Genomic DNA, 20,603 nt, shown 5'->3' with positions numbered 1-20,603 from the left:
GCGCCGCGGGGGGCGCGCGGGTGGGGGGGCGGCGGGCGGGGGGGGTGTGGGCTGGCGGCCGGGTCCCAGGCCCCCCCCCCCCCCCCGCCGCCGCTTTCCGGACCGGTCCCACCTGAACGAGCCGCACCCGCACCCTTTTTGGCGACATGACGACCCCGACCATCACCGGGAGAGCACGATGACCAAGCCGCTGCGTGAAAACCGGGACTTCCGGCTGCTCTGGCTGAGCGGCCTCTTCGCGGTTCTGGGCGGGCAGATGAGCGCCCTCGCCCTTCCTCTGCTGGTACTGAAGGAGACGGGTTCCGCGGTGCAGGCCGGAGCGGTCGGGACGGTCTCCGTGGGGGCCGTCCTGATCACCATGCTGCCCGGCGGGGTGATGGCGGACCGGATCGAACGCCGTCGGCTGATGCGGCTGTGCGATGTCGGCAGCCTGACCGTCGTCACCGCCCTGACCGTCGCCGTCCTCCACGGGCACGCCCCCATGCCGCTCGTCCTGCTGGTCGCGGCGGCGGGCGCGGTCATCAGCAGCGTCTACGCCCCGGCCGTCTTCGGCCTGATGCGCGCCGTCGTCCCGGCCGACCAGATGGGCACCGCCACCGCCCGGCTCCAGGCGCGCACCCAGACGGCCCGGCTGGTCGGGCCGCTCGTCGGCGGCGCGCTGTTCGGCATCCACCCGGCCCTGCCGTTCGCGGTCGAGGCGGTGGGTCTGCTCGCCTCGACCGTGTGCGTGGCCCTCGTACGCACCCGCTCCCGGGCCAGGACGGCGGCGGGCTCCGTCTTCAGCAGGCGCGAACTCACCGCGGGCCTCACGTTCCTGTGGAAGATGCCCTATCTCCGTACGGTCCTCCTCGTCTTCGGCCTGGGCATGAACTTTGCGTTCGGGGCCCTGACCTTCATCGCCCTGACCGCGTTCTCCGACGGGGGCCGGTCCGGGATCGGCGGCGGGTTCGTCATCAGCTGTGTCTCCGCCGGGGCCCTGGCCGGGGCGCTGTTCGCGCCGAGGATCAGTCCGGACCGGCACTCCCGGGCGCTGATCATCGCCACCTGCTGGACCTGTGTGACGGCCGCCGGGGCGATGGCGTGGATCGGCCGGCCGCTGGTGGCCGGGGTGATGTGCGCGCTCTGCATGTTCCTGTCGACGGTCGCCAGCATCGGGTTCCTGTCCAAGCTGCTGGTCGTGACACCGGAGGAGCGGGTGGGCCGGGTACAGAGTGCGGCCGGATTCCTGTCCTCCATGGTCCAGCCGTTCGGGCCGTTGGCGGGCGGCGCGCTGCTGATGGCCTTCGGCCCGCGCTGGGCCTTCGCCCTGACCGGCTGCGTGCTGGCCGCCTCCGCCCTGGTGGTCACCTTCGCCCCCTCGATGCGGACGGAGGAGCCCGCGCAGGACGCGGCGGAACCGGTGGACGCGGCGGAACCGGTTGACGCACCGGCAGACGAGAAGCACGCCACCCCGGGAACCTGACCCGCACCCGCACCCGCATCCCTATCCCCACCCCCACCCCCACCCCCATCCCCATCCCCATCCCTGGGAACCTCCCGCCCTTACCTCCCCTCCCGACGAGCTTCGAGAAGAGAGAGCCGAGCGTGCCAGCCGCCGTCCAGGAAACCCAGCTCTACTGCCTCGCCGACCGTACGTACTACGACACCCCGGACCGGCTGCCCGACGCGGACTCCCGCTACCGGCTCGCCACCGACCCGCCCCCGCCGGGCTGGCGCCGCGAATCCGTGGGCCTGTGGAGCTCGTTGGTGCCCGAGCACGCCCAACTCGCCGAGCAGGGCTGGAAGATCCATGTGTCCACCGTCCCCGGCGAGGCCGAGGCCACCCTGCGGGACACCGCCCGCGTCTGCCTACGGTACGGCGTACCGTTCAAGTTCCTGCGCAGCGCACGGGCGTTGGCGCTGATGGCGGACAAGCACATGAACCGCAGCGGCGCGGGCAAGTTCATCGCCGTCTACCCGCCCGACGACACCGTTTTCCATTCCCTGGCCGACGAACTGTCCCAGGCCCTGACCGGCCGCAGCGGCCCCTACATCCTCAGCGACCTGCGGATCGGCGACGCCCCCGTCTACACGCGGTACGGCGCCTACGTGCCCCGCTGGTGCGGTGACGCCGAAGGCCGACGGGTGCTCGCCCTGCGGGACCCCTCCGGGAAGCTGGTCCCGGACGAACGCGGTGTGGTCTTCCGTACGCCCGCCTGGGTCGAGGTGCCCCCGTTCCTGCGCCCGCACCTCGCGGCGCGCGCCGCCGCCCGCGACGACACCTTCCCGTACACGGTCACCGAGGCCCTCCAGTTCTCCAACGCCGGGGGGATCTACCTGGCCGCGGACCGGGAGACGGGCGGCCGCGTGGTGCTGCGGGAGGCCCGTCCGCACTGCGGCCTCGACGGGGCGGGCGACGACGCCGTCACCCGCCTGCACCGCGAGCACCGGGCGCTGACGGCGCTCGCCGGACTGGACTGCGTACCGGAGGTGTACGGCGTACGGACTGTCTGGGAGCACCACTTCCTGATCGAGGAGCACATCGAGGGCGCCACCCTCCTGGACGAGATCGTCGCCCGCTTCGCCCTCGTACGCGGGGCGGGCACGGCCGAAGAACTCGCGCCCTACGTCGCCTGGACCGAGGCGATGGTCGGCGAACTGACCCGGGCGCTGGACGCGATCCACGCGCGCGGCCTGCGCTTCGGCGATCTGCACCCCTCCAACATCATCGTCCGGCCCGACGGGCGCATCGCCCTCGTCGACTTCGAGTACGCCACCGCCCTCGACGACCAGGACACCCCGCTCGCCGGGGCCCAGGGGCTCCAGGCGCCGCCCGGCACCCCCGGGACGGAGGCCGACGCGTACGCGCTCTGGGCGACCTGGCTCACCATGCTGATGCCGCTCACGGAGATGGCGGGGCTGGAGCGGGCGAAGGCCCTGACGCTGGAGCGGTGGGCCCGGCGGCGGTACGGGCTGGGGGCCGGGGCGGGCCCGCGCAGGCCCGCCCTCCTCCACGGCCTGGACGCCTCACGGCGGCGCGAGGCGGAGGTGGCGGCGCTGTTCGAGGGGCCGGAGGTGGACTGGGCGGGGATCCGCACCCGCCTGCTGGCCGGGATACGCGCCGGGGCCACCCCCGAACGCGCGGACCGCCTCTTCCCGGGCGGCCCGGGCCTCTTCGCCACGGGCGGGACCGACCTCGCGAACGGTGCGGCGGGGGTCCTGTACGCCCTGCACCGGACGGGCGCCCCCGTCCCCGAGGAGTGGACCGACTGGCTCGCGTCCGCCGCGTACCGCAGGGACCCCGCCGCGCCGGGCGGCCTCTTCGACGGCCTGCCGGGCACGGCCCTGGTGCTCACACTCCTGGGCCGCGCCGAACAGGGACGGGAGCTGTGGGACCGGGCACGGTCCGCCGCGCCGCCGCCCCCCTCGGCGGACCTGCTCACCGGCCACGCGGGCATCGCCCTCGCGGCACTGCGGATGGCCCGGGCCGATTCCGTAACGCCCGATTCCGCAACGCCTGATTCCGTAACACCCGATCCCGCAACACCCGATCCCGCAGCGCCCGGCTCCACGACGCCCGGCCCCACGGCCCCCGACCCCCTCCTGATCGACACCGCCCTGCGCACCGCCCATGACCTGGACCGGCTGGTACGGGGCGAGCCGGTGGCCGGGGTGCGCCTGCCGGAGTCGGCAGGGCTGCTGCGCGGACTGAGCGGGGCCGCCCTGCTTCACCTGGAACTGCACGCGCTGACCGGCGAGACCTGGCTCCGCGAGGCGGCCCGCACCGCCCTGGAGCGCGAGGCCGGCCACCTCGTCGCCCTGGACGACGGCACGCTCCAGGTCAAGGACGGCCGCCGCCATCTGCTCTACCTCAACCAGGGCAGTTCGGGCGTCGCACTCGTGGCACAGGCGTACACGGCCCACCACGAGGACCCCGCCCTGAGCGCCCTGCTCCCCGGGGTGCGCAAGGGCTGCGCCATGGAGTTCGTCCGCGAACCGGGCCTGTTCACCGGCCGTGCGGGGCTCGCCGCCACGGCGGCACAACTGTCGCCGGACGGCCGTACGGGCCCCGAGGTCCTGGCCTCCGTACGCAACCTCACCTGGCACCTCATCGCCGACGGAGACCGGCTGCTGGTCCCGGGCGCCACCCTGCGGCGCTGCTCCGCCGACCTGGCCACGGGGGCGGCGGGGCTGCTGCTGGCCCTGGACTTCCTGTCGGGAGGAACAGGCGGGACGGGGGGAACGGGCAGGACAGACGGGACGAGAGGGCACGGCGGAACCACCGGATCCATCGGAACCGGCCTGCTGGATCTGCTGACCTTGGGATGAAGGGCATGGTCGGCGCTCCGAGGCTCACCCCTCTGAACAGGTATTCTCCACGGCTGTCCACCTCAAGGAGACCGTCGCCCAACACGGCTTCCAGCACGAGGCGACGGTCCCTCGGCCGCGACCTCCGCACGCTTCGGAGATCTCATCGCGGCCCTGTGCCATCAGGGCAGCAGGTTCCGCTGACCCGCCTGGACGCTCTGGGTGAAGAGTTCGTAGTCCCGTCGGCTGACGACGAGAACCGCCGCGTCCGGATCGCCCACGTCGACCGAGTCCCGCAGCGCCACCACGTCACCGACGAAGGCGACTTCGAGGCAGTTGTTACCGCCGTTGGACATCTCACTCTTGGCCCAGACAGCATTGGACAGATCGACGTTGCTCTTCATGTGTAGCAGTCCTTGATCAGTTCTTGGATGTGGCGACGAGACCCTTGCACGTCGAGGGCCTGAGTCCGGAGGCTTTCGAGAGCGGACTTGTACCGGTCCACGTCCTCATCTTCCTCGAAGTAGGCAGAGGTTGTCTTGGTCTCAACGACCACGATCGGCGAGCCCACCTCGAATTCTAGGAGCTGGAAGGGCGCGTCGATCGCCGCATGGGCGCCGACCTCGAAGGGAAGCACCTGCAGGGACACGTTGCCACGGTCCTTCGTGACGGTCAGCAGGTGTTCCAGTTGCTGCCTCATGACGGCAGGGCCGCCGACGACGCGGCGCAGGGCTGCCTCGTCCAGGATGCAGTTCAGGCCCAGAGGGTGTTCTCGTTCCAGGGCGGCCTGGCGAGCGAGCCGGAGTTCGACGAACCTGCTGACCTCCCGTTGCGAAGACCACACCTGACTGCGTTCGACGATGGATGTCGCGTACGCCTCGGTCTGAAGCAGCCCAGGCACCACCTGGAGGAAGCCTTCGGCCCGTATCGCCATCCCTTCGAGGTGGAGGAAGTCTTCGAACCCATCGGTCTGGATGGCTTCCTGGTACTCGTCCAGCAGATTCGTGCGCTTGCCGGAAGCAGCCAACGCCGCCATGGCGCGCACCTTGGTCCGGGTCTCTTCCGAGTCCACGCCGTACACGCTGAAGAAGGCCGTCAGACCGAGGTTGGACACTCTCTGCTTGCCGTTCTCGATCTTCGAGAGTGCGGGTTTGCCACTGAGCCCCAGGCGATCCGCCGCGTCTTCCATGGAGAGGCCGGCGCTGCGTCGGAGCGACCTCACCACTGACCCGAACCGTCTGCGGTGCACGTTCGGCCGCGCTTCGGCCATGACACACCTCCTTGGCCTCGCAGAGTACCGGGCACACCAGGCCTGTCATATGCCACTTTCAGGTCGAGCAACGTTTCTTACTTGATGATGTTGCGAGCAACGTTTCTCATACGCCATCGTTGCTATCGGTAGGGCTTGCTCAGTGCCCAACCCCTCCCAGAGCCATGCCCCTTGATGGGGCATCACGGGTAGGTCGCCGACCTGCTGCACACAAGGCACAGGAGATCGAAATGACGCATCCCTCACCCATCCCGCCGCGAGGGGCGGTTCCCCTCGACAGCGTCCAGGCCCACCCCGACGTCGAAGCAGCGGATCGTGTGGTTGACGCAGTGCTCGGCTTCCATCTCGGTACGACGACGCGCGAAGAAATCGACGAGTGGACTCCCCTGATCAAGGTCCACGTCGAGGTCTTCTCCGAGGCGGTAAGGGCTGGTGGGGGCGTCGAGGCACGGGGCTCATGGCTGGAGGCGCGACAGCTCCTCGCAGACGGACCGGCCGAGGCGATCCACGTCTTCGGGGCGTGGTCCCACCTCCGCGAACTGGCTCGCCTCCTGCGGAGGCTGATCGCCGAGTACCGCGAGCAGAGGGCACCCCGCGAACCGGCGCTTCCGGTCCGCGAACCGCCGGCCGCGCGCCCCTTCTTGTGGCCGCCGTTCAAGGCTCCGCCCGGCCGGGCGGAGTGAACCCGCAGAAAGGAACAGCACGATGACCGAGATCGCGAGCGCTGAACGGGACGGCTTCATCGACCTGCCGAGAGAGCTGGAAGAAGATCTGATCGAGATCGCAAGCACGCTTCCCGCTTGGAGCGTGGACGGTACCTTCCTGTCGAGTCCCACGATCGAGCAGTACCGGGCCGCCCTGGCTTCGGCTCCCTTGTTCGACGAGGTCCGGGAGACCCTGCTCCCCACACTGAACAACGCGGCCGGAGGGTACGCCGTAGTACGTCTGGGAAGCATCGCCCAGGCGCTCGGGATCGGCGATCAGTTCCTCCGCTTGGCAACGGCGATTCTCGCCGAAGTGGCGATCCCCTTTCAGCCCTTCCAGCGATGGCCGCTGTGGAAGAACATCGGAACCGACCTCGACGCCAAGCCGGGTCTGTCCACCGGTGTGGGGTACAACGCCTTCCACATGGACTTGGTCAACGCGACCGAGCCACCCGACTACACCACGCTCCTGTGCGTCCGACCCGATCCGCTCGGGGAAGGCGCGAACATCCTCTCCCATGCTCGCGAGGCCGTATCCCGCCTGGCGCCGTCCAGCCGTGACCTCCTCAGCGACGCGGCCTACACCTACGGCGGCTTCTTCGAGCTGTCCGACGTCGGCGAGGAGTACACGCCCTTCCCTGTCCTGGACGGCCAACCCGAAGACCGCGGATTCGTACGGTTCACCGCCAAGATGCTCGCCGAAGCCGGTCTCACCGAGGAGCACGCCTACGCGGCCAGGGAACTCGCGGACCAGATGGTGGCCGGTCAGGTCTCCTACACGCTCCAGCGTGGTGACGTCCTGATCCTGAACCAGCACCGCTGGGTGCATGGGCGCCTGCCGCTCGGCGACGGCCAGCACCACGTCGCCCCCGAGAACCGCCGCCTGCTGCTCCAGCTGTTCCTGCGCAGGGCAGGGGCATCGACCGGGCCGCTTCGCAGTCCGTACGTTCAGAGGCCCGGCCGGGTCTCGCTGAGGGACTAGATCCGCGAATTACGGAGCGACTGCCACACAGCGCCGGCCAGCGCCCGCGTCGCCCGGGGCACCGACAGCCCCTCGTGCTCCCGGTACAGCTCCCAGTTGTACGGGACGAGCGACAGCTTGTTGGAGGACAGCGATCCCGCCTGGTGGGCCCTGTACACGGCAAGCGGCTCGGGGAGGCCCCGGGCGTCAGCGCCGTCCCGCATGATCGACAACCACAGGGCGTAGTCCTGCCTCTTCCGCATCTCCGGCATCAGCCTCGTGCCCAGGGCGTTGCGGTCGTACATGGCGGTGAGGGCACCGATGTGGTCCTGGACCAGCATCGCGCGGTAGTCCACATGTTCCCGCGCGCGGACGACGCGTCCGTTCGGCATGAAGTCGGTGCTCTCACCGTCGTAGTCGGCGTCCATCTTGAAGTACGAGGTGAACGTCAGGGGCGCACTACCGGCCGCCGCGAATTCGACCTGCCGCTCGGCCTTCTCCGGCAGCCACATGTCGTCGCTGTCGAGGAAGGCGACGTAGTCCCCCCGGGCCCTGACCATGGCCAGGTTGCGTGCCCGTCCCGCACCACCCCGTTCGGGGGCTGATTCCGGCAGTACGCGTTCGTCCTGCCGGGCGAACTCCATGAGCAGGTCCATGGAGCCGTCGGACGACTTGTCGTCGGTGACCAGCAGCTCCAGGTCGCTATGGGTCTGCGTGAGCACCGACCGGACGGCTGCGCCGAGCGTGACCGCCGAGTTGAACACCGGCATCACGACAGACACCAGGGGCACAGCGATTCTCCTTGCTCAGCCAGAACGACGGTCCATTCAAGCACTGCCATCGAGTAGGAGCTGCCATGCATGTTGTTGTCGCTGGTCAGGGCTACGTGGGCCTGCCGCTGGCGGTACGCGCCGCAGAGGTGGGCCACCACGTCGTCGGCTACGACGTGGACCCGCACCGCGTCCAGCGGCTCGCTTCGGGCGAGTCCTATGTGGAAGACGTAACGTCCGCGCGGCTCCGAACCGTGCTGGACTCCGGGGCCTACTCCGTGACCACTGATGCCGTCGCGCTGCCCCCGTACGACCTCGCGGTGATCACCGTGCCGACTCCGCTCCGGGACGGAGTGCCCGACCTGACCCACGTAGAGGCCTGTGCCCATACCCTCGGCGAGCACCTGGGACCCGGTGCGACCGTGGTCCTGGAGTCCACGACCTACCCCGGCACCACCGAGGAGCTGGTGCTGCCGATCCTTGAGAAGGCGTCCGGCCTGATCGCCGGTGTGGACTTCCATGTCGGCTTCAGCCCGGAGCGCATCGACCCGGGAAACACGGCGTGGCCGTTCGAGAGGACACCCAAGGTGGTGTCCGGTATCGATGCCGCGTCACTCGACATCGTCAAGGGCTTCTACGACACCGTGGTGGAGACGACGGTCCCGGTCTCCGGAACAAGGGTGGCGGAGCTCACCAAGCTGATCGAGAACACTTTCCGGCACGTCAACATCGCGCTGGTCAACGAGATGGTGATGCTTGCACGGCCGCTCGGCGTGAACGCATGGGAGGCGATCGACGCCGCCGCGTCCAAGCCCTTCGGCTACATGCGGTTCACCCCTGGCCCCGGCGTCGGCGGACACTGCCTCCCGATCGACCCGTCATTCCTGTCGTGGAAGGTGGAACGCGCGGCCGGCGTTCCGTTCCGGTTCGTGGACCTCGCCAACGACGTGAACTCCCACATGCCGGACTACGTGGTCCGGCGCCTCACGGAGGCGTTCAACACGCGCCGTATGGCCGTCTGCGGATCTCGTGTCCTGCTGCTCGGCCTCGCGTACAAGGCCAACACCTCCGACGCCCGCGAGTCCCCCTCTGCACGTGTCGCTGAGCTACTGCTCGATCTCGGTGCCGACGTACGCGGAGCAGACCCACACGTCGTGGAGGACATCCACGCCAACCCGCACCTGATCCGAGTGGTGGCGACCCAAGAGGAGATCGCGGCATCCGACGCGGTGGTGTTACTGATGGACCACGCCGCATTCGACTACGAGGCAATCCGTCGGCACGCACCGTATGTGCTCGACTGCCGGAACCGGCTTTCCGGCGCGAACATCGACGTTCTGTAAGTCGCGATGCTGAAGGTCACTTGTTCACACGCGACAACCACCGGCCCCCTGCTCCGAAGCTCCGGCCCCGGGCAAGCGGGCCGCCCCCTCGCACTCCGCCCGCTCCCGGGCGTACAGGCAGAGCAGCCGTGGCACTTCGTACAGCGCGGCGTGCGCGGTGACCTCGCCGGCCGGTGAGGTCACCGCCCCCGTGTCGATCAGCGATTCGACCGTACGGATCGCGGCCCGCTCCCCGCACCCCAGCGCCTCCATCGCCCCGTCCAGGGTGAAGCCGCCGTCCTGCGCGGTTCCGGCCAGCCGCCCCAGCGCCCGCCGGTCGTCCGCCGCCAGGTCCTGCCAGCAGGACGCCATCCGCAGCCGTACGGAGACGTCCCCGGCGACCAGTTCGTCCAGGGCCGCCGACGCGTCGCCGAGCCGGTCCGCGTACTCCGCCAGCGGCAGATGGCGCAGCACCGCCAGCCGCATCCCGCCCACGCCCACGGCCAACGGCAGGGCACCGCAGGCCCGGACGATCCGCAGGGCCGCCCCGGGATCGGTCCGCAGCCGCCCGGGCCCGATCAGCCTGCCCAGCAGCTCCAGCGCCTCGCCGTCCGCCAGCGCGGCCAGGGCGATCCGGTGCACGGGGGCCAGCCCGGCCAACTGCCCGCGCGCGGTGAGCACCACCGAGGACGGCCCGGAGCGGGGCAGCAGCCCCCGTACGGAAGCCTCGTCCGGTACGTCGTCGAGGACGATCAGCGCCCGGTGCTGCGACAGCCACTCCTGCCAGGCGTCCTCCGCTTCCGGCGGGACCGGCGCGGGTCCGTCCACAGCCTCGGCCCGCACCGCCCCCTCGGGTGACTCCGGGACGCGCGCCCCGCACAACCGCCCCAGCTCGCGCAGGACTTCGTCCGGGGTGCGGGTCGTACCGTCCTCGCGCCGGACCTGGACGTGGAAGCGCCCGTCGGGGAAGCCGTCGCCGAGCAGGTGGGCCGCCCGCAGGGCCAGCGCCGACTTTCCGGAGCCCGCAGGGCCCGAGAGGATCACCACGCACTCGTCCGTGGATCCCAACACGGCCAACAGGTCCCGCAGTTCCTCACGGCGGCCGGTGAAGTCCCGGGGCGCGGCGGGCAGCGCCGTACGGCGGCGCACGGTGTCCCGGGCGGTCACGGCGGGGCGGGGAGCGCGGCCCCGGCCGAGCATCGCCCGGTACAGGGCGGCCATCGCCGGGCTCGGCTCAAGGCCCAACTCCCGGGCCAGTAGCTGCCGGTAGTCGTCGTAGACCGCCAGCGCCTCGGCCTGCCGCCCGGACTGGTGCAGCGAGTTCATCCAGGCCGCCCGCAGTCGCTCCCGCAGCGGGTGGCGTTCCACCAGATCGCGCAAGCCGTCCACCGCGACGGCGGCCCGGCCGAGCTCGATCTCGGTCTCGGCCCAGTCCTCGTACACGGTCAGACATCGGGCCTCCAGCCGCTCGGCCTCCTCCGCGACCCCGGTGGAGTCCCGCAGGTCGTTCAGGGGCGGCCCCTCCCACAGGTCCAGGGCCTCGCGCAGCAGCCGGGCCGCCGTCCGCAGGTCGCCGCGCTCCCCGGCGGCCCGTCCGGCGCGGGCCAGGGCCCGGAAGCGCAGGGTGTCCAGCTCGCCCTCGTCGATGCGGAGCCGGTAGCCGCCGCAGCCGTGGACGACCCGGTCGCGGTCCTCGCCCCCGGGGCTGCCCAGGAGGGTGCGGGCGGCGCTGACGTAGACCTGGAGGTTCTTGCGCGCGGTACGGGGAGGGTCGTCGGGCCACACCGCATCGGTCAACACGTCCACGGGTACGGGGGTGTTGGGGCGGGCGAGCAGGGTGGCGAGGACGAGGCGCTGTTTCCGCGGGCCGAGCGGGAGCGGGTGGCCGTCCCGCTGGGCGGTGAGCGGGCCGAGCAGGGAGAAGTACACCGTGCCGGCGGGGGCCGGACGGGCGGGAGGTCGGATCATCAGCGGGCCTCCGGAAGCGGGGACGGGCGGCAGACTGCCGTACGTACCTGTCGATGCTGTCGCCGTACGGTCACCGGCGCATCGGGGCCGGACCCGCATGTTCCGCCCCCGCACCCGACCGAAACCGCCCGCCACCCCCAGGTTGTGGGGCACACCCTCCCCAGCGGCGCCCTTAACTCGCTCTCAGGCCGGTTCGACCGCGCACTCCGCCGCGAACTCGCACAGCGCAGACCGGTCCGCCCGGCCCGTCTTGCTGAGCAGGCTGGCCATGTGCTTCTCCACCGTGCGCGGCGAGATGGAGAGCCGCCGGGCGATCTGCTGGTTCCCCGGCCGCTCCGGGAGCAGCACGAACACCTCGTACTCGCGCGGGGTCACCCCGCTGGTCCGCAGCGGCAGCGGGATGCGGTCCCAGCCGCCCCGGTGCTGGGTGACGCTCGCCCCCGCCTGCCGCAGCGCCGCCCGGCACGCGGAGGCGACGGGCTGGACCCCGACCCCGTAGAAGAACTCCTCGGCCCGCCGCAGCCAGGCCACCGGGTCGCCCCAGCCGTCGGTGCGGGCCGCGTCCGCGACCAGGCGCAGGCCGAGGTGGCGGGCGACCGGGAAGGGCGCGGACCGGGCGTCGAAGGAGGCGACCAGGCGGGCGGCCCCGGCCCGGTCGCCGGAACGGCCCAGCAGCACCGCGTCCGCCAGCTCCAGGAACTGCCGGTTCCACGCCAGAGAGGCCCCGGGCAGGGCGCGTACGGCCTCGTACTCCGCCCGGTCCGCCGCGCCCGCCAGCACCCGCAGGAAGGGGCGCAGCCCGTAACTCCCGCTCAGGTAGAAGTAGCTGGGGTGGTCCCGCTCCCAGGCGAGCACCGCGTCCAGCCCCGCCAGGGCCCGCTCCCGGTCCTCCTCCAGCAGCGCCCCGATCGCCTTGCACAGCCCCAACTGGTGCGGTACGAGCAGGGATTGCTCACCGCCCGCCCGCCGGAAGGCCGCCAGGGAGCGGTCCATCTCCCGCCGCCGCCCCCGGTGCGCGGCCATCGTGGCGGCGGAGAGCAGCAGATAGCGGACGGCCGAGTGGTTGCCGACCCGGGCGCTGGCCTCCAGCGAACGGTCGATGATCTCCTGCGCCTCCTCCCAACGGCCGCACAGCACCGCGTTCATGGCGAGCAGCCCGTCCACCGTCTGGGTCAGCAGCAGCGCCCCCAGCTCGGTGGCCGCCGCACGGGCCGAGCGGAGCCGGGAGGCGTCCCCGGTCCGCATGAAGGCGTTGGCCCCCAGCCGCACCAGCGCCTCCACCCGCCAGACGGGCAGGGCGTGCTCGGTGGACAGGACGAGCATCCGCTCCAGACAGGCGTCCGCCGCGTCGAACCCCTTCTCCCGCAGCAGTAGGGCCAGTAACTGCCAGGCCTGGCAGGCGACTACGGGCAGTCCTTCCGCCTCGGCGATCTCCGCGGCCTCGCGGGCGGCGCGTTCGGTCTCCGCCGGGTCCCGGTGGTCCTGCCCGGGGAGCAGGGCGAGATGGCTGTCGGCGACGGCGAGCGCGGCCCGGCGGCCGGGCGCGGGCGCGTGGCCGAGCAGGGCACGGGCGGCGTCGATCTGCCGGGCCGCGTCCGCCGCCCGCTCGGCCATCACCGCCACCCAGGCGATCTTGATGTGGACCTCGCCGCGCCGGTCGGCGGCCGCCGTGCGCGCCGGAACCGGAGGAAGCGTTTCTGCCAGTGCCAGGGCGCTGTCCAGGTCGCCGCCCTCGGCCCGTGCCACGGCCAGGGACTCGGCGATGTCCGCCCGGTCGGCGTCGGCGGCCAGGGGGCAGGCCCGCTCCAGCAGCACCACCGCCGAGCCGTGCGCCCCCGAGGCGAGCATCCGCCTCCCGGCCTCCGCGAACCGGAGCGCGGCGCCCGAGCGGTTGCCCGCGGCGAGGTGGAGGGAGGCGACGAGCTGCTGCCCGTCCTCGTCGAGCGGGCGGCCGGAGTGCTCGACGGCCGCGGCGGCGCGGCGGGCGAGGGAGGCGCGTTCGGCCGGGGCGAGCGAGGAGATCAGGGCCTCGGCGGTCAGCGAGTGGCGGAAGGCGTAGCGGTCGGGGGCGGCGCCGTCGGGGGCGATCACGCCCGCCTCGACGGCGGACCGCAGATGGGTGAAGAGGGCCCGGTCCTCGAAACCGGTGACGGTCTGGAGCACCGGCACGGAGAACTGGCCGCCCAGAGTGGCCGCCGCGAGGAGGAGGTCCCGGACCGGTTCGTCCAGCCGGTCGAGTCTTCGGGCCCAGCTGCGGACGATGCCCGAGGGCACCGGACCACCCGGGTGCTCGGCCGCCTCCCAGCCGCTCTCCGCCCGGCGTAACTGCCCGGTGTCGAGCAGATCGGCCAGCAGGACCTCCACCAAGTACGGGTTGCCGCCCGCGCGTTCGGTCAGCCGACGGTGCACCACCGGGGGTATCTCCTCGGGCGCCGCCTCCAGACACGCACCCGTCAGTGCCCGCACCTGGTCACCGCCGAGCGGCTTCAACTCCCGTACGGCGGCGGCCTGACGCCGCTCGGCGGAGCGTACGAGGTCGAGTGCGGCACCGGCCTCCGGGCGACAGGTGCCCAGGAGCAGGATCGGTAGATCGGCGAGGTTGTCGATGACGTACTCGACCACCGCGACGGTCTCCGTGTCGCTGTCGTGCAGATCCTCCAGCAGGATCGCGCACCCGGACTCCCGGCCCAGCACCGACAGCAGCCGCAGCAGCGCCTCCGCCAGCTCGACCACGGTCTCCGGATAGCCGGGGGCCGCCTCCCGGCGCCACTCGGGGACGAGCCTGGCCAACGCGGGGTGGTACGGAGCCAGTTCGGGATCGGTCGGCGTACCGGCGGCCCGGAAGCGGGAGGAGAGCGCTTCCACGAGCGGGCGGAACGGAACGACGAGGCCGGTCGAGGTGGCCCGGCCGCGCAGCACGGGCATGCCCGATCCGTAGGCCCGGTAGGCGCATTCGCCCACCAGCCGGGATTTCCCTATCCCCGCTTCGCCGAGAAAGAACAGGGCGCGCCCCGAACGCCGTCGCACGGCGTCCAGGGCGCTGCTCAGCAGTCCGATCTCCTCGTCCCGCCCGACGATGACCGGCGAAGTGGCACGCATGGCCGCAGGCTACTGGAGTCGTAACTCATCCGGCAGTGTCCCAATGCGCCACATTGAGGGCCGAGATGTGGCTAAACGGGAATCATGGTGGTCCACGGCAGGTCGATCGTGTTGCCGAGGTGGGCCTCCGAGGCGCTGAGGAGCCTGTTGCGCATCCCCAGCCCGCCGCCGATACCGAGCGATATCTGCCCGGCCGGGTGATCGCAGGCGCCCTCCTGACCGAGGTCACCGGAACCCTGTGCCGCCGATTCGCTGATGTGCGTCATCTCTGCCTCATTCTCTGCTAGTGAACGACTGCTGAATGGAAGGTTTCTGACGGTTCATTGGTCGACAACCGCTGATCACGCGGAAGCGAAAGCCGAAGGGGAAAGGGCCGGTCGGCTACGCGGGAACGGAAAGGGCCGGTGGGGTCGGTGAAGCGGGCGAAAGAGCGGACGGACGGAGGAGCAGCGCGGAGCCGATCCGGTCGGGGAACCCCGCCCGCAGCAGCCCGTGTCCGATCCCCGAGAGGCCGGTGAGCAGCCCCGGGTGAGGTACGTGGCCGGGGGTCCCGCAGCGCGGGCCCGCCCGGTCGGCGGCGGCCAGCAGCATCCCGGCCCGGCGCACCCACGGGGCGCGGTCGCCGGTCAGGGCCGGGTGGCCGAGCAGCTCCAGCAGGCCCAGCTCACCGTGGCAGAGGCTGTCGTCGGCGAGCGGGGCGGAGTCCCCCGGCTCACCGGCCTGCTCGGCCAGCCAGTCGGCCAGGTCGGGATCGGCGAGCGCGTCCGGGCTGTCCGCGATCGCGAGGGCCACCCCCGCGGCCCCCTCGCACCAGGCCCGGCCCCCCGTCACCTCGACGGCCGCCCGGCGCAGGGCCCGCAGACCCGCCGTACGGTACTGCTCACCGCCCCCCGTCCCGGCGAAGCGCAGCAGCGCCCAGCCGATGCCCGCGGCCCCCTCCGCGAACCCCCCGGCCGCCGGGAGCGGGGCTACCGCGAGCCGCTCGGCGCACCGCTCGGCACCCCGCCAGGCCTCGGCCCGGCCGGTGGTGCGGTACACCGCGAGCAGGGAGGCCAGCCCGCCCGCCGCCCCGCCGCGCACCCCCTGCCCGGCCTCGGCCGCACTCGCGGCGCAGGCCAGCCGGGTGGCCGGGCCGGCCCACTCCCGTACCGTACGGTCGTCGAGCAGCGAACCCACCTCGGCCAGGGCGTACGCGATGCCGCCGAGCCCCGCGAAGGCGCCCGAGCCCAGCACCGCGAGGTCGTCCGCCCGGCCGTGCAGCGCGTCCAGCAGCCCGGGCACCGGGGCCAGCGCCTCGCGGGCCGCCTCGGCGTACCGCTCGGCGCCGGTGAGGGCGGCCAGTTGGGCGAGGAAGAGCGCGGGGCCGGTGTAGCCGCTCGCCAGGTCGGCCGCCATCGGCGTGAGGCGCCAGTAGCGTTCGCCGAGCAGTTCCAGGCCGATCCAGTTGGTGCGGCCCTCGTGCCGGTAGGCGAGCGAGACGAGCTGATCGCCCACCGACCGTGCGGCGGACAGGAGTTGCTCCGGCTCCGGGGCCGTCGCCGCAGTCCGGGCCCGCGCCCCGCCCGCCGACCGGTGGGGTGGCTCGGGCGAGGTGGACACCATCGCGGCCCGGATGATCCGTTCCTGGTCCTGACGGTCCACCGTGTCCATGGCCCGCACCTTCGCCTCGACCCGGGCCGGGCCGGTGGGCCCCGGCGCCACCGGCACCCCGCGCCCGGTGCCGCTCCACAGCTCCGCGGTGCCCGGCCGGGTGAGGAAGACCGGCACGTCACCGGCCCACAGCTGCTCGATCTCCGCGTCCTCCAGGCCGGGCAGCGCGGGCACGCCCAGGGTGGGGGTGCGGAGCAGGGAGAGGACCCGGTGGCGTTCGGCGGCGTCCCGCATCAGGTCGGGGTGGGTCGACTCGTCGAGGAGGGTGGTGTAGGTCCAGGTCGGCCGGGCCACGACCCGTACCTCGTCCTGCGCGAACTCGCTCAACAGCCCTCTCTGTCCCAGCAGTTCGTCACGGTGGTCGCTGATGGCGGTGTACCCGGCCCGGAACCCCTCGCACAGGGCGTCGGTGTAAGCGGACGGATCGACCGGATTCCCCTCCAGCCGGGGCCGGTTGGCCGATTCGGTGAACCGCCCGGAGCGCCGTACCAGCCGCATGGAGTCCGTCCCCGCACCCGCCCAGTCGGCCGTCTCGATCGGGGAGGCGGCGGCCCGGCCCCCACCGACGGCGGAGACATCGAGCGCGGCCGAGTCCCCGACGAGCAACTGCGGCAGCAGCCCCACGCGTTGGACCGAGGCGTGCAGGGCACGGGCGGCCGGGTCGGAGGAGTGCGCCTGGGGGAGCGGCGGATGGAAGAGGGTCTCCACGTCCACCAGCACGGGGTGCGGCCCGCAGGCGATCAGGTTCTCCTGGTGCAGGTCGGTGCCGTCCAGCAGATGCAGCAGGGCCAGCAGCGCCCCTTGGCGCCGGTAGAAGAGCCCGGTCTCCGCCGCCGATGAGCACGGCCGCTCCTCGACGAACTCCACCCACCCGTATTCGCCCCGGTCCAGCACCCGCAGGGCCCGGAGCGCGGGCGTCCCGGGAAGCGAACCGAACCAGTCCACCAGGGAGTTGAAGTGCCGGTGCGCGGCGAGCGGCCGCGGCTTGTAGACGAGCCGACTGCCGTCGGCGAACCGCAACAGCATCACCGACCGCCCACCACGATGACTGTCCCCGGCCCCGATCTCGACCCCGGACAACGCGCCTGGGCCCCGCCCGCCTGCGAGCACCCCAGACCCACGCCCGGCTCCGAGTGCCCCTGGCCCCTTCCCGCCTGCGAGCGCCCGCGACCCCCGCCGCCGCCCCCGCCCGGCTCCGCCCGCCCCCGGCCCCCGGTCGCGGTCGCCCAGCACACCGGAGGTCGCCAGCAGCGCCCGGTCGTCGGCGAGCCTGCCGAGCATCTCCGTGAACGCGTCGGCCGTGGCGAGGCTGGCCCGAGCGAGGATGCGGGCGAGTACGGGATAGGTGGTGAGGAGGGCCGTGAGCCCGTCCCGCCCCGCCGTCAGCCGCAGGAAGTCCTGGAACCGCTCCTCGGGCCCGTCCCCGGCCAGCCGCCCCGCCCGCCGCGCCTTGTGCAGCTCCAGCACGAGCGTCCGCGCCGCGAGCCGGGCCAGGCGCCGGGTCAACTGGGACCGGAAGTCCTCCAGTACGGGGGCGAGCCCGACGGCGACCCCGCCCCGTACGGCGTTGTTCGACGGCGAGACCAGCACCCGTCCGGCGGCCCGCTCGGCGAACGGCGCCACGACGAGCGCGAATCCGCTGAGCCCGGGGTACTCCCGCTCGGGGACGACGGCCTCGGCCGGTGCGGCGGCGAGGACGCCCCGGACGAACACCGCCCAGTCGGGCTCGCTCACGGGCCTGCCACCGACGACACCGGGCAGCCACCAGGGCTCCCGGTCCCCGCGCCGGAACAGCGTGGTGGCGGACGGGGCGGTGGCGGCCGGGCCAGTGGCGGCCGGGGCGACCGGGCGGCAGCCGGTGAGCGGCGCGGGGGCGCTGTGTGTGCCGAGGCCACCGTTCAAGCCTCTGGCGATCAGATCCTTCTCCGCCACCGCTCCGCACCTCCCCGGTCCCGGGCCGGGCCCGGTCGGGCCGCCCGCGTTCATCGTGGCGGGGGAGCGGGGGCGGGCGCATGGGGGAGTCGCCCCCATCTTTCGCCCCCCGAGTCCGCGGAGACCGGTCAAGGCGGCGGCGGATTCAGGATTGGCTGTTTCTCGTCTGCCGCGCGGAGCCGGGCTGATGCTTAATAGGGCTCCCGCGCGCGGAGCGGGTGAGCGACGAGTGCACGGGGGAGCACATGACCGCAACAGGGAGTTTCGACCCACTCTCAGGACGGACGCCACCGCCGGGTCAGCCACCCGGCCCGCAACCGGCCCCGCAACCGGGACAGCCGCCCGGCCCGCAACCGGGTCCGCCCTCTGGCCCGCAACCGGGTCCGCAACTCGGCCCGCCGCCCGGGCCGCCCCCGGGGCCACCGCCCGGATCACCACCTGCGGCGCCGGTCCCGCGGTCGCCGGGGCCGCAGACCGAGACGCCGCTGTTCCCGCCGTTGCCGCGCCCGCGAGACATCATCGAGGTCTCGGTCAAATGCCGCCTGCTCTGGATAGGCTCGGCAGCCTTCCCGCTGCACACTCTCGCCCGGGTCGAGGCGGTCAGGATCAAGCCCGCCTGGGGCACGGCCCTGCTCCGCCTCCTGAAGTGGATGGCGATCGCCATCGCCGTCTATGCGGCACTCGGCGCGATGGACAGCGGTGACGTGCGCATCGGCGAAGGCGCGGTTCCGCTGTTCATCGTCCTGCTGTTCGTTTTCGCCATCTTCATTTTCAAGGACATGTTCGACCGTGCGAAGCCGATCCTGGCGGTGGAGACGGCAGGAGGCACCCTGGCGATCGTGACGCTGCCCAACGAGGACGAGCTGAGGGTGATCGCCGGGCGGATCATCCACGCGATCGACCACCCGGAGGCCGAGTTCACCGCGTACGTCAATCAGTTGAACCACTACAACGGCCCCGTCTTCAACCAGAACGGCGGGATGAACACGGGGATCAAACTGTGACCGAGCCGCCGCACGGCACGACCTACAACCAGCCCGTCTTCAACCAGAACGGCGGGGTGAACATCGGCATCAACTACGGCTCCGTAGGCGCCGAGCAGGACCCGGAACTCCGCGCCGCGGTGCTGGAGCTGACCCGACAGCTCCGCCTCATCGAAGACCGCCTCACCCCGGACCAGGCCCGCACCGTCGAAGAGGCCTTGCCCGTGCTCTCCATGGACCGCGCCGCCATGACCGAGCGCGGTGTCACCCTCGCGCGTCTCGCCCAGATCGCGAACGCGGTCGGCCCGGCGGCCGAACAGGCAGGGGCCGCGCTGGGCCGACTGCTCGGACTGCTGGGGTAGGGGGGCGTCAGACACCCCTAGGGTCGGCCCCCTAGGGTCGGCCCCCTAGGAGTCGGACACCCCCTCCGAGCCGCCCCGGACCGACCCGCCCCGGACCGACCCGCCCCGGACCGACCCGCCTCACCCTCACCTCACCTCACCCCACCCGAGGCGGAGCCGTGGACCCCCGGATCATCAACTCGGCGGCGATGGTGGCGATACCGCCCGGTGGCGGGTTCTCCTTGCCCATGGCGAGCCGCCCGGCCCGCGCGCCCGCCTCGAAGAGCGGCAGCCGTACGGTCGTCAGAGCGGGTACGGCGTCCACCGAGAACGGCAGGTCGTCGAAGCCCGCCACCGAGATGTCCTGCGGGATGCGCAGCCCCCGGTCCCGTACGGCGGCGCAGGCGCCCAGCGCGACGGTGTCGTTGGCGGCGACGATCGCGGTCACGCCCGGGTCCCGGCGCAGTATTTCGAGGGTGGCCTCGTACCCGGAGCGCCGGTCGTAGGGCCCGTGCACGGTGAGCCGCTCCTCGTCCTCCGGCTCCGGGCCGAGCCCCGCGCCCCGCAGGGCCTCGCGGTGGCCCTCCAGCCGGTGCCGGGTGGTGGTGCGTTCGGGGGGCCCGGCGACGTAACCGATCCTGCGGTGGCCGAGCGCGACCAGGTGCTCGGTCAACCGGCGCCCGCCACCCCGGTTGTCGAAGGCGAGCGCGGCGACGAGTGCGTCCCCGTCGGGGAGCGGGGGCCGCCCGCAGAAGACGATCCGGGTCCCGGCATCGGCGAGCTTGGCCAGCTTCGCGGCCACCGCGGCCTGGTGCGCCTCGTTCTCGACCGCGCCCCCGGTGAGCACGACGGCGGCGGCGCGCTGGCGCTGGAGGAGGGTGAGGTAGGTGAGCTCGCGCTCGGGGGAGCCGCCGGTGTTGCAGATGACGGCCAGCTTCTCGCCGCCCGCCCGCCCGGACCCGTCCCCGGGCCCGCCGATCTGGGTCTGCGCGGCCCCGGCCATGATCCCGAAGAAGGGGTCCGCGATGTCGTTGACCAGGATGCCGACGAGGTCCGAGGTGGCGGCCGCGAGGGAGCTGGCAGGCCCGTTGAGCACGTAGTCCAGGTCGTCCACCGCACGCAGGACCCGCTCCCGGGTCGACGCGGCGACCGGGTAGTTGCCGTTCAGCACGCGGGAGACGGTGGCCGGGGACACCCGGGCGCGGGCCGCCACGTCCGCGAGGGTGACTGTCATCGCTGTCCTCCGTGAGGTCACGTTGCGCCCCCTCTTGTCCGGGCCGCTGTCGGCAGGCTAGCGTCCTCTCCCATAGAAAGCG

The 20,603-nt window shown here is 72.5% G+C and carries 15 protein-coding genes; 7 read left to right on the top strand and 8 right to left on the bottom strand.

The genetic code is table 11. The annotated features are described in order from the left end of the window. The first annotated feature begins 178 nt into the window (after nt 1–178). Nucleotides 179–1,462, top strand: coding sequence for an MFS transporter (locus tag ACFW9Z_RS26990; RefSeq protein ID WP_384645154.1), 1,284 nt, complete (start codon nt 179–181; stop codon nt 1,460–1,462). A gap of 122 nt (nt 1,463–1,584) precedes the next feature. After that, nucleotides 1,585–4,308, top strand: a complete 2,724-nt coding sequence (gene lanKC, locus ACFW9Z_RS26985; RefSeq protein ID WP_384645153.1) for a class III lanthionine synthetase LanKC — start codon at nt 1,585–1,587, stop codon at nt 4,306–4,308. Between the two features lie 161 nt (nt 4,309–4,469). Here the strand turns inward: lanKC and ACFW9Z_RS26980 are convergent, their stop codons facing one another. After that, nucleotides 4,470–4,691, bottom strand: coding sequence for a DUF397 domain-containing protein (locus ACFW9Z_RS26980; RefSeq protein ID WP_384645152.1), 222 nt, complete (start codon nt 4,689–4,691; stop codon nt 4,470–4,472). Further along, nucleotides 4,688–5,557, bottom strand: a complete 870-nt coding sequence (locus ACFW9Z_RS26975; protein ID WP_384645151.1) for a helix-turn-helix domain-containing protein — start codon at nt 5,555–5,557, stop codon at nt 4,688–4,690. Before ACFW9Z_RS26975 ends, ACFW9Z_RS26980 begins: the two co-directional genes overlap by 4 nt. Nucleotides 5,558–5,874: 317 nt before the next feature. Here ACFW9Z_RS26975 and ACFW9Z_RS26970 point away from each other — a divergent pair, with 317 nt between their 5' ends. Then, nucleotides 5,875–6,240: a hypothetical protein gene (locus ACFW9Z_RS26970; RefSeq protein ID WP_384645150.1), complete on the top strand. Its 366-nt coding sequence runs from the start codon at nt 5,875–5,877 to the stop codon at nt 6,238–6,240. A gap of 22 nt (nt 6,241–6,262) precedes the next feature. Further along, nucleotides 6,263–7,243 (top strand): TauD/TfdA family dioxygenase, encoded by a 981-nt coding sequence (locus tag ACFW9Z_RS26965; RefSeq protein ID WP_384645149.1) that lies wholly within the window; start codon nt 6,263–6,265, stop codon nt 7,241–7,243. Here ACFW9Z_RS26965 and ACFW9Z_RS26960 read toward each other — a convergent pair. Next, the gene (locus tag ACFW9Z_RS26960) at nt 7,240–8,013 is read right to left on the bottom strand and encodes a glycosyltransferase family 2 protein (RefSeq protein WP_384645148.1); all 774 of its coding nucleotides are present in this window, start codon (nt 8,011–8,013) and stop codon (nt 7,240–7,242) included. The two genes, ACFW9Z_RS26965 and ACFW9Z_RS26960, sit on opposite strands and share 4 nt — an antisense overlap. A 65-nt stretch (nt 8,014–8,078) precedes the next feature. Here ACFW9Z_RS26960 and ACFW9Z_RS26955 point away from each other — a divergent pair, with 65 nt between their 5' ends. After that, the gene (locus ACFW9Z_RS26955; RefSeq protein ID WP_384645147.1) at nt 8,079–9,335 is read left to right on the top strand and encodes a nucleotide sugar dehydrogenase; all 1,257 of its coding nucleotides are present in this window, start codon (nt 8,079–8,081) and stop codon (nt 9,333–9,335) included. A 24-nt stretch (nt 9,336–9,359) separates the two neighbouring features. Here ACFW9Z_RS26955 and ACFW9Z_RS26950 read toward each other — a convergent pair whose 3' ends face one another. From ACFW9Z_RS26950 to ACFW9Z_RS26935, 4 genes are all read right to left on the bottom strand, one after another. Continuing rightward, nucleotides 9,360–11,282 carry a BTAD domain-containing putative transcriptional regulator gene (locus ACFW9Z_RS26950; RefSeq protein WP_384645146.1) on the bottom strand — a complete coding sequence of 641 codons (1,923 nt, stop codon included), beginning with the start codon at nt 11,280–11,282 and terminating at the stop codon, nt 9,360–9,362. Nucleotides 11,283–11,465: 183 nt separating this feature from the next. Then, nucleotides 11,466–14,381, bottom strand: coding sequence for an AAA family ATPase (locus ACFW9Z_RS26945; RefSeq protein ID WP_384645145.1), 2,916 nt, complete (start codon nt 14,379–14,381; stop codon nt 11,466–11,468). A 71-nt stretch (nt 14,382–14,452) separates the two neighbouring features. Continuing rightward, nucleotides 14,453–14,647, bottom strand: a complete 195-nt coding sequence (locus ACFW9Z_RS26940) for a hypothetical protein (protein WP_384645144.1) — start codon at nt 14,645–14,647, stop codon at nt 14,453–14,455. A 115-nt stretch (nt 14,648–14,762) separates the two neighbouring features. Beyond that, on the bottom strand, nt 14,763–17,963 hold the full coding sequence (locus ACFW9Z_RS26935; RefSeq protein WP_384645143.1) for a type 2 lanthipeptide synthetase LanM family protein: 3,201 nt from the start codon (nt 17,961–17,963) through the stop codon (nt 14,763–14,765). A 497-nt stretch (nt 17,964–18,460) separates the two neighbouring features. Here ACFW9Z_RS26935 and ACFW9Z_RS26930 point away from each other — a divergent pair, with 497 nt between their 5' ends. Beyond that, nucleotides 18,461–18,967, top strand: a complete 507-nt coding sequence (locus ACFW9Z_RS26930; protein ID WP_384645142.1) for a DUF6232 family protein — start codon at nt 18,461–18,463, stop codon at nt 18,965–18,967. Further along, complete coding sequence (locus ACFW9Z_RS26925; RefSeq protein ID WP_384645141.1) at nt 18,964–19,308, top strand: hypothetical protein; 345 nt, start codon at nt 18,964–18,966, stop codon at nt 19,306–19,308. The genes ACFW9Z_RS26930 and ACFW9Z_RS26925 overlap by 4 nt, the downstream gene beginning before the upstream one ends. 136 nt (nt 19,309–19,444) lie before the next feature. Here the strand turns inward: ACFW9Z_RS26925 and ACFW9Z_RS26920 are convergent, their stop codons facing one another. Next, nucleotides 19,445–20,521, bottom strand: coding sequence for a LacI family DNA-binding transcriptional regulator (locus ACFW9Z_RS26920; RefSeq protein ID WP_384645140.1), 1,077 nt, complete (start codon nt 20,519–20,521; stop codon nt 19,445–19,447). Between the last annotated feature and the right edge of the window lie 82 nt (nt 20,522–20,603).

The organism is Streptomyces sp. NPDC059452, from assembly GCF_042750035.1.
GTDB lineage: Bacteria > Actinomycetota > Actinomycetes > Streptomycetales > Streptomycetaceae > Streptomyces.
Note: the sequence above shows the minus strand (reverse complement) of the source record. Positions and strands in the feature narration are given on the sequence as shown.

What these genes read in the sequence shown, in the direction of transcription:
- ACFW9Z_RS26975 (WP_384645151.1), bottom strand. Translation starts at nt 5,557, where the DNA reads ATGGCCGAAGCGCGGCCGAACGTGCACCGCAGACGGTTCGGGTCAGTG.
- ACFW9Z_RS26965 (WP_384645149.1), top strand. Translation starts at nt 6,263, where the DNA reads ATGACCGAGATCGCGAGCGCTGAACGGGACGGCTTCATCGACCTGCCG.
- ACFW9Z_RS26990 (WP_384645154.1), top strand. Translation starts at nt 179, where the DNA reads ATGACCAAGCCGCTGCGTGAAAACCGGGACTTCCGGCTGCTCTGGCTG.
- ACFW9Z_RS26945 (WP_384645145.1), bottom strand. Translation starts at nt 14,381, where the DNA reads ATGCGTGCCACTTCGCCGGTCATCGTCGGGCGGGACGAGGAGATCGGA.
- ACFW9Z_RS26950 (WP_384645146.1), bottom strand. Translation starts at nt 11,282, where the DNA reads ATGATCCGACCTCCCGCCCGTCCGGCCCCCGCCGGCACGGTGTACTTC.
- ACFW9Z_RS26940 (WP_384645144.1), bottom strand. Translation starts at nt 14,647, where the DNA reads ATGACGCACATCAGCGAATCGGCGGCACAGGGTTCCGGTGACCTCGGT.
- ACFW9Z_RS26980 (WP_384645152.1), bottom strand. Translation starts at nt 4,691, where the DNA reads ATGAAGAGCAACGTCGATCTGTCCAATGCTGTCTGGGCCAAGAGTGAG.
- ACFW9Z_RS26955 (WP_384645147.1), top strand. Translation starts at nt 8,079, where the DNA reads ATGCATGTTGTTGTCGCTGGTCAGGGCTACGTGGGCCTGCCGCTGGCG.
- ACFW9Z_RS26920 (WP_384645140.1), bottom strand. Translation starts at nt 20,521, where the DNA reads ATGACAGTCACCCTCGCGGACGTGGCGGCCCGCGCCCGGGTGTCCCCG.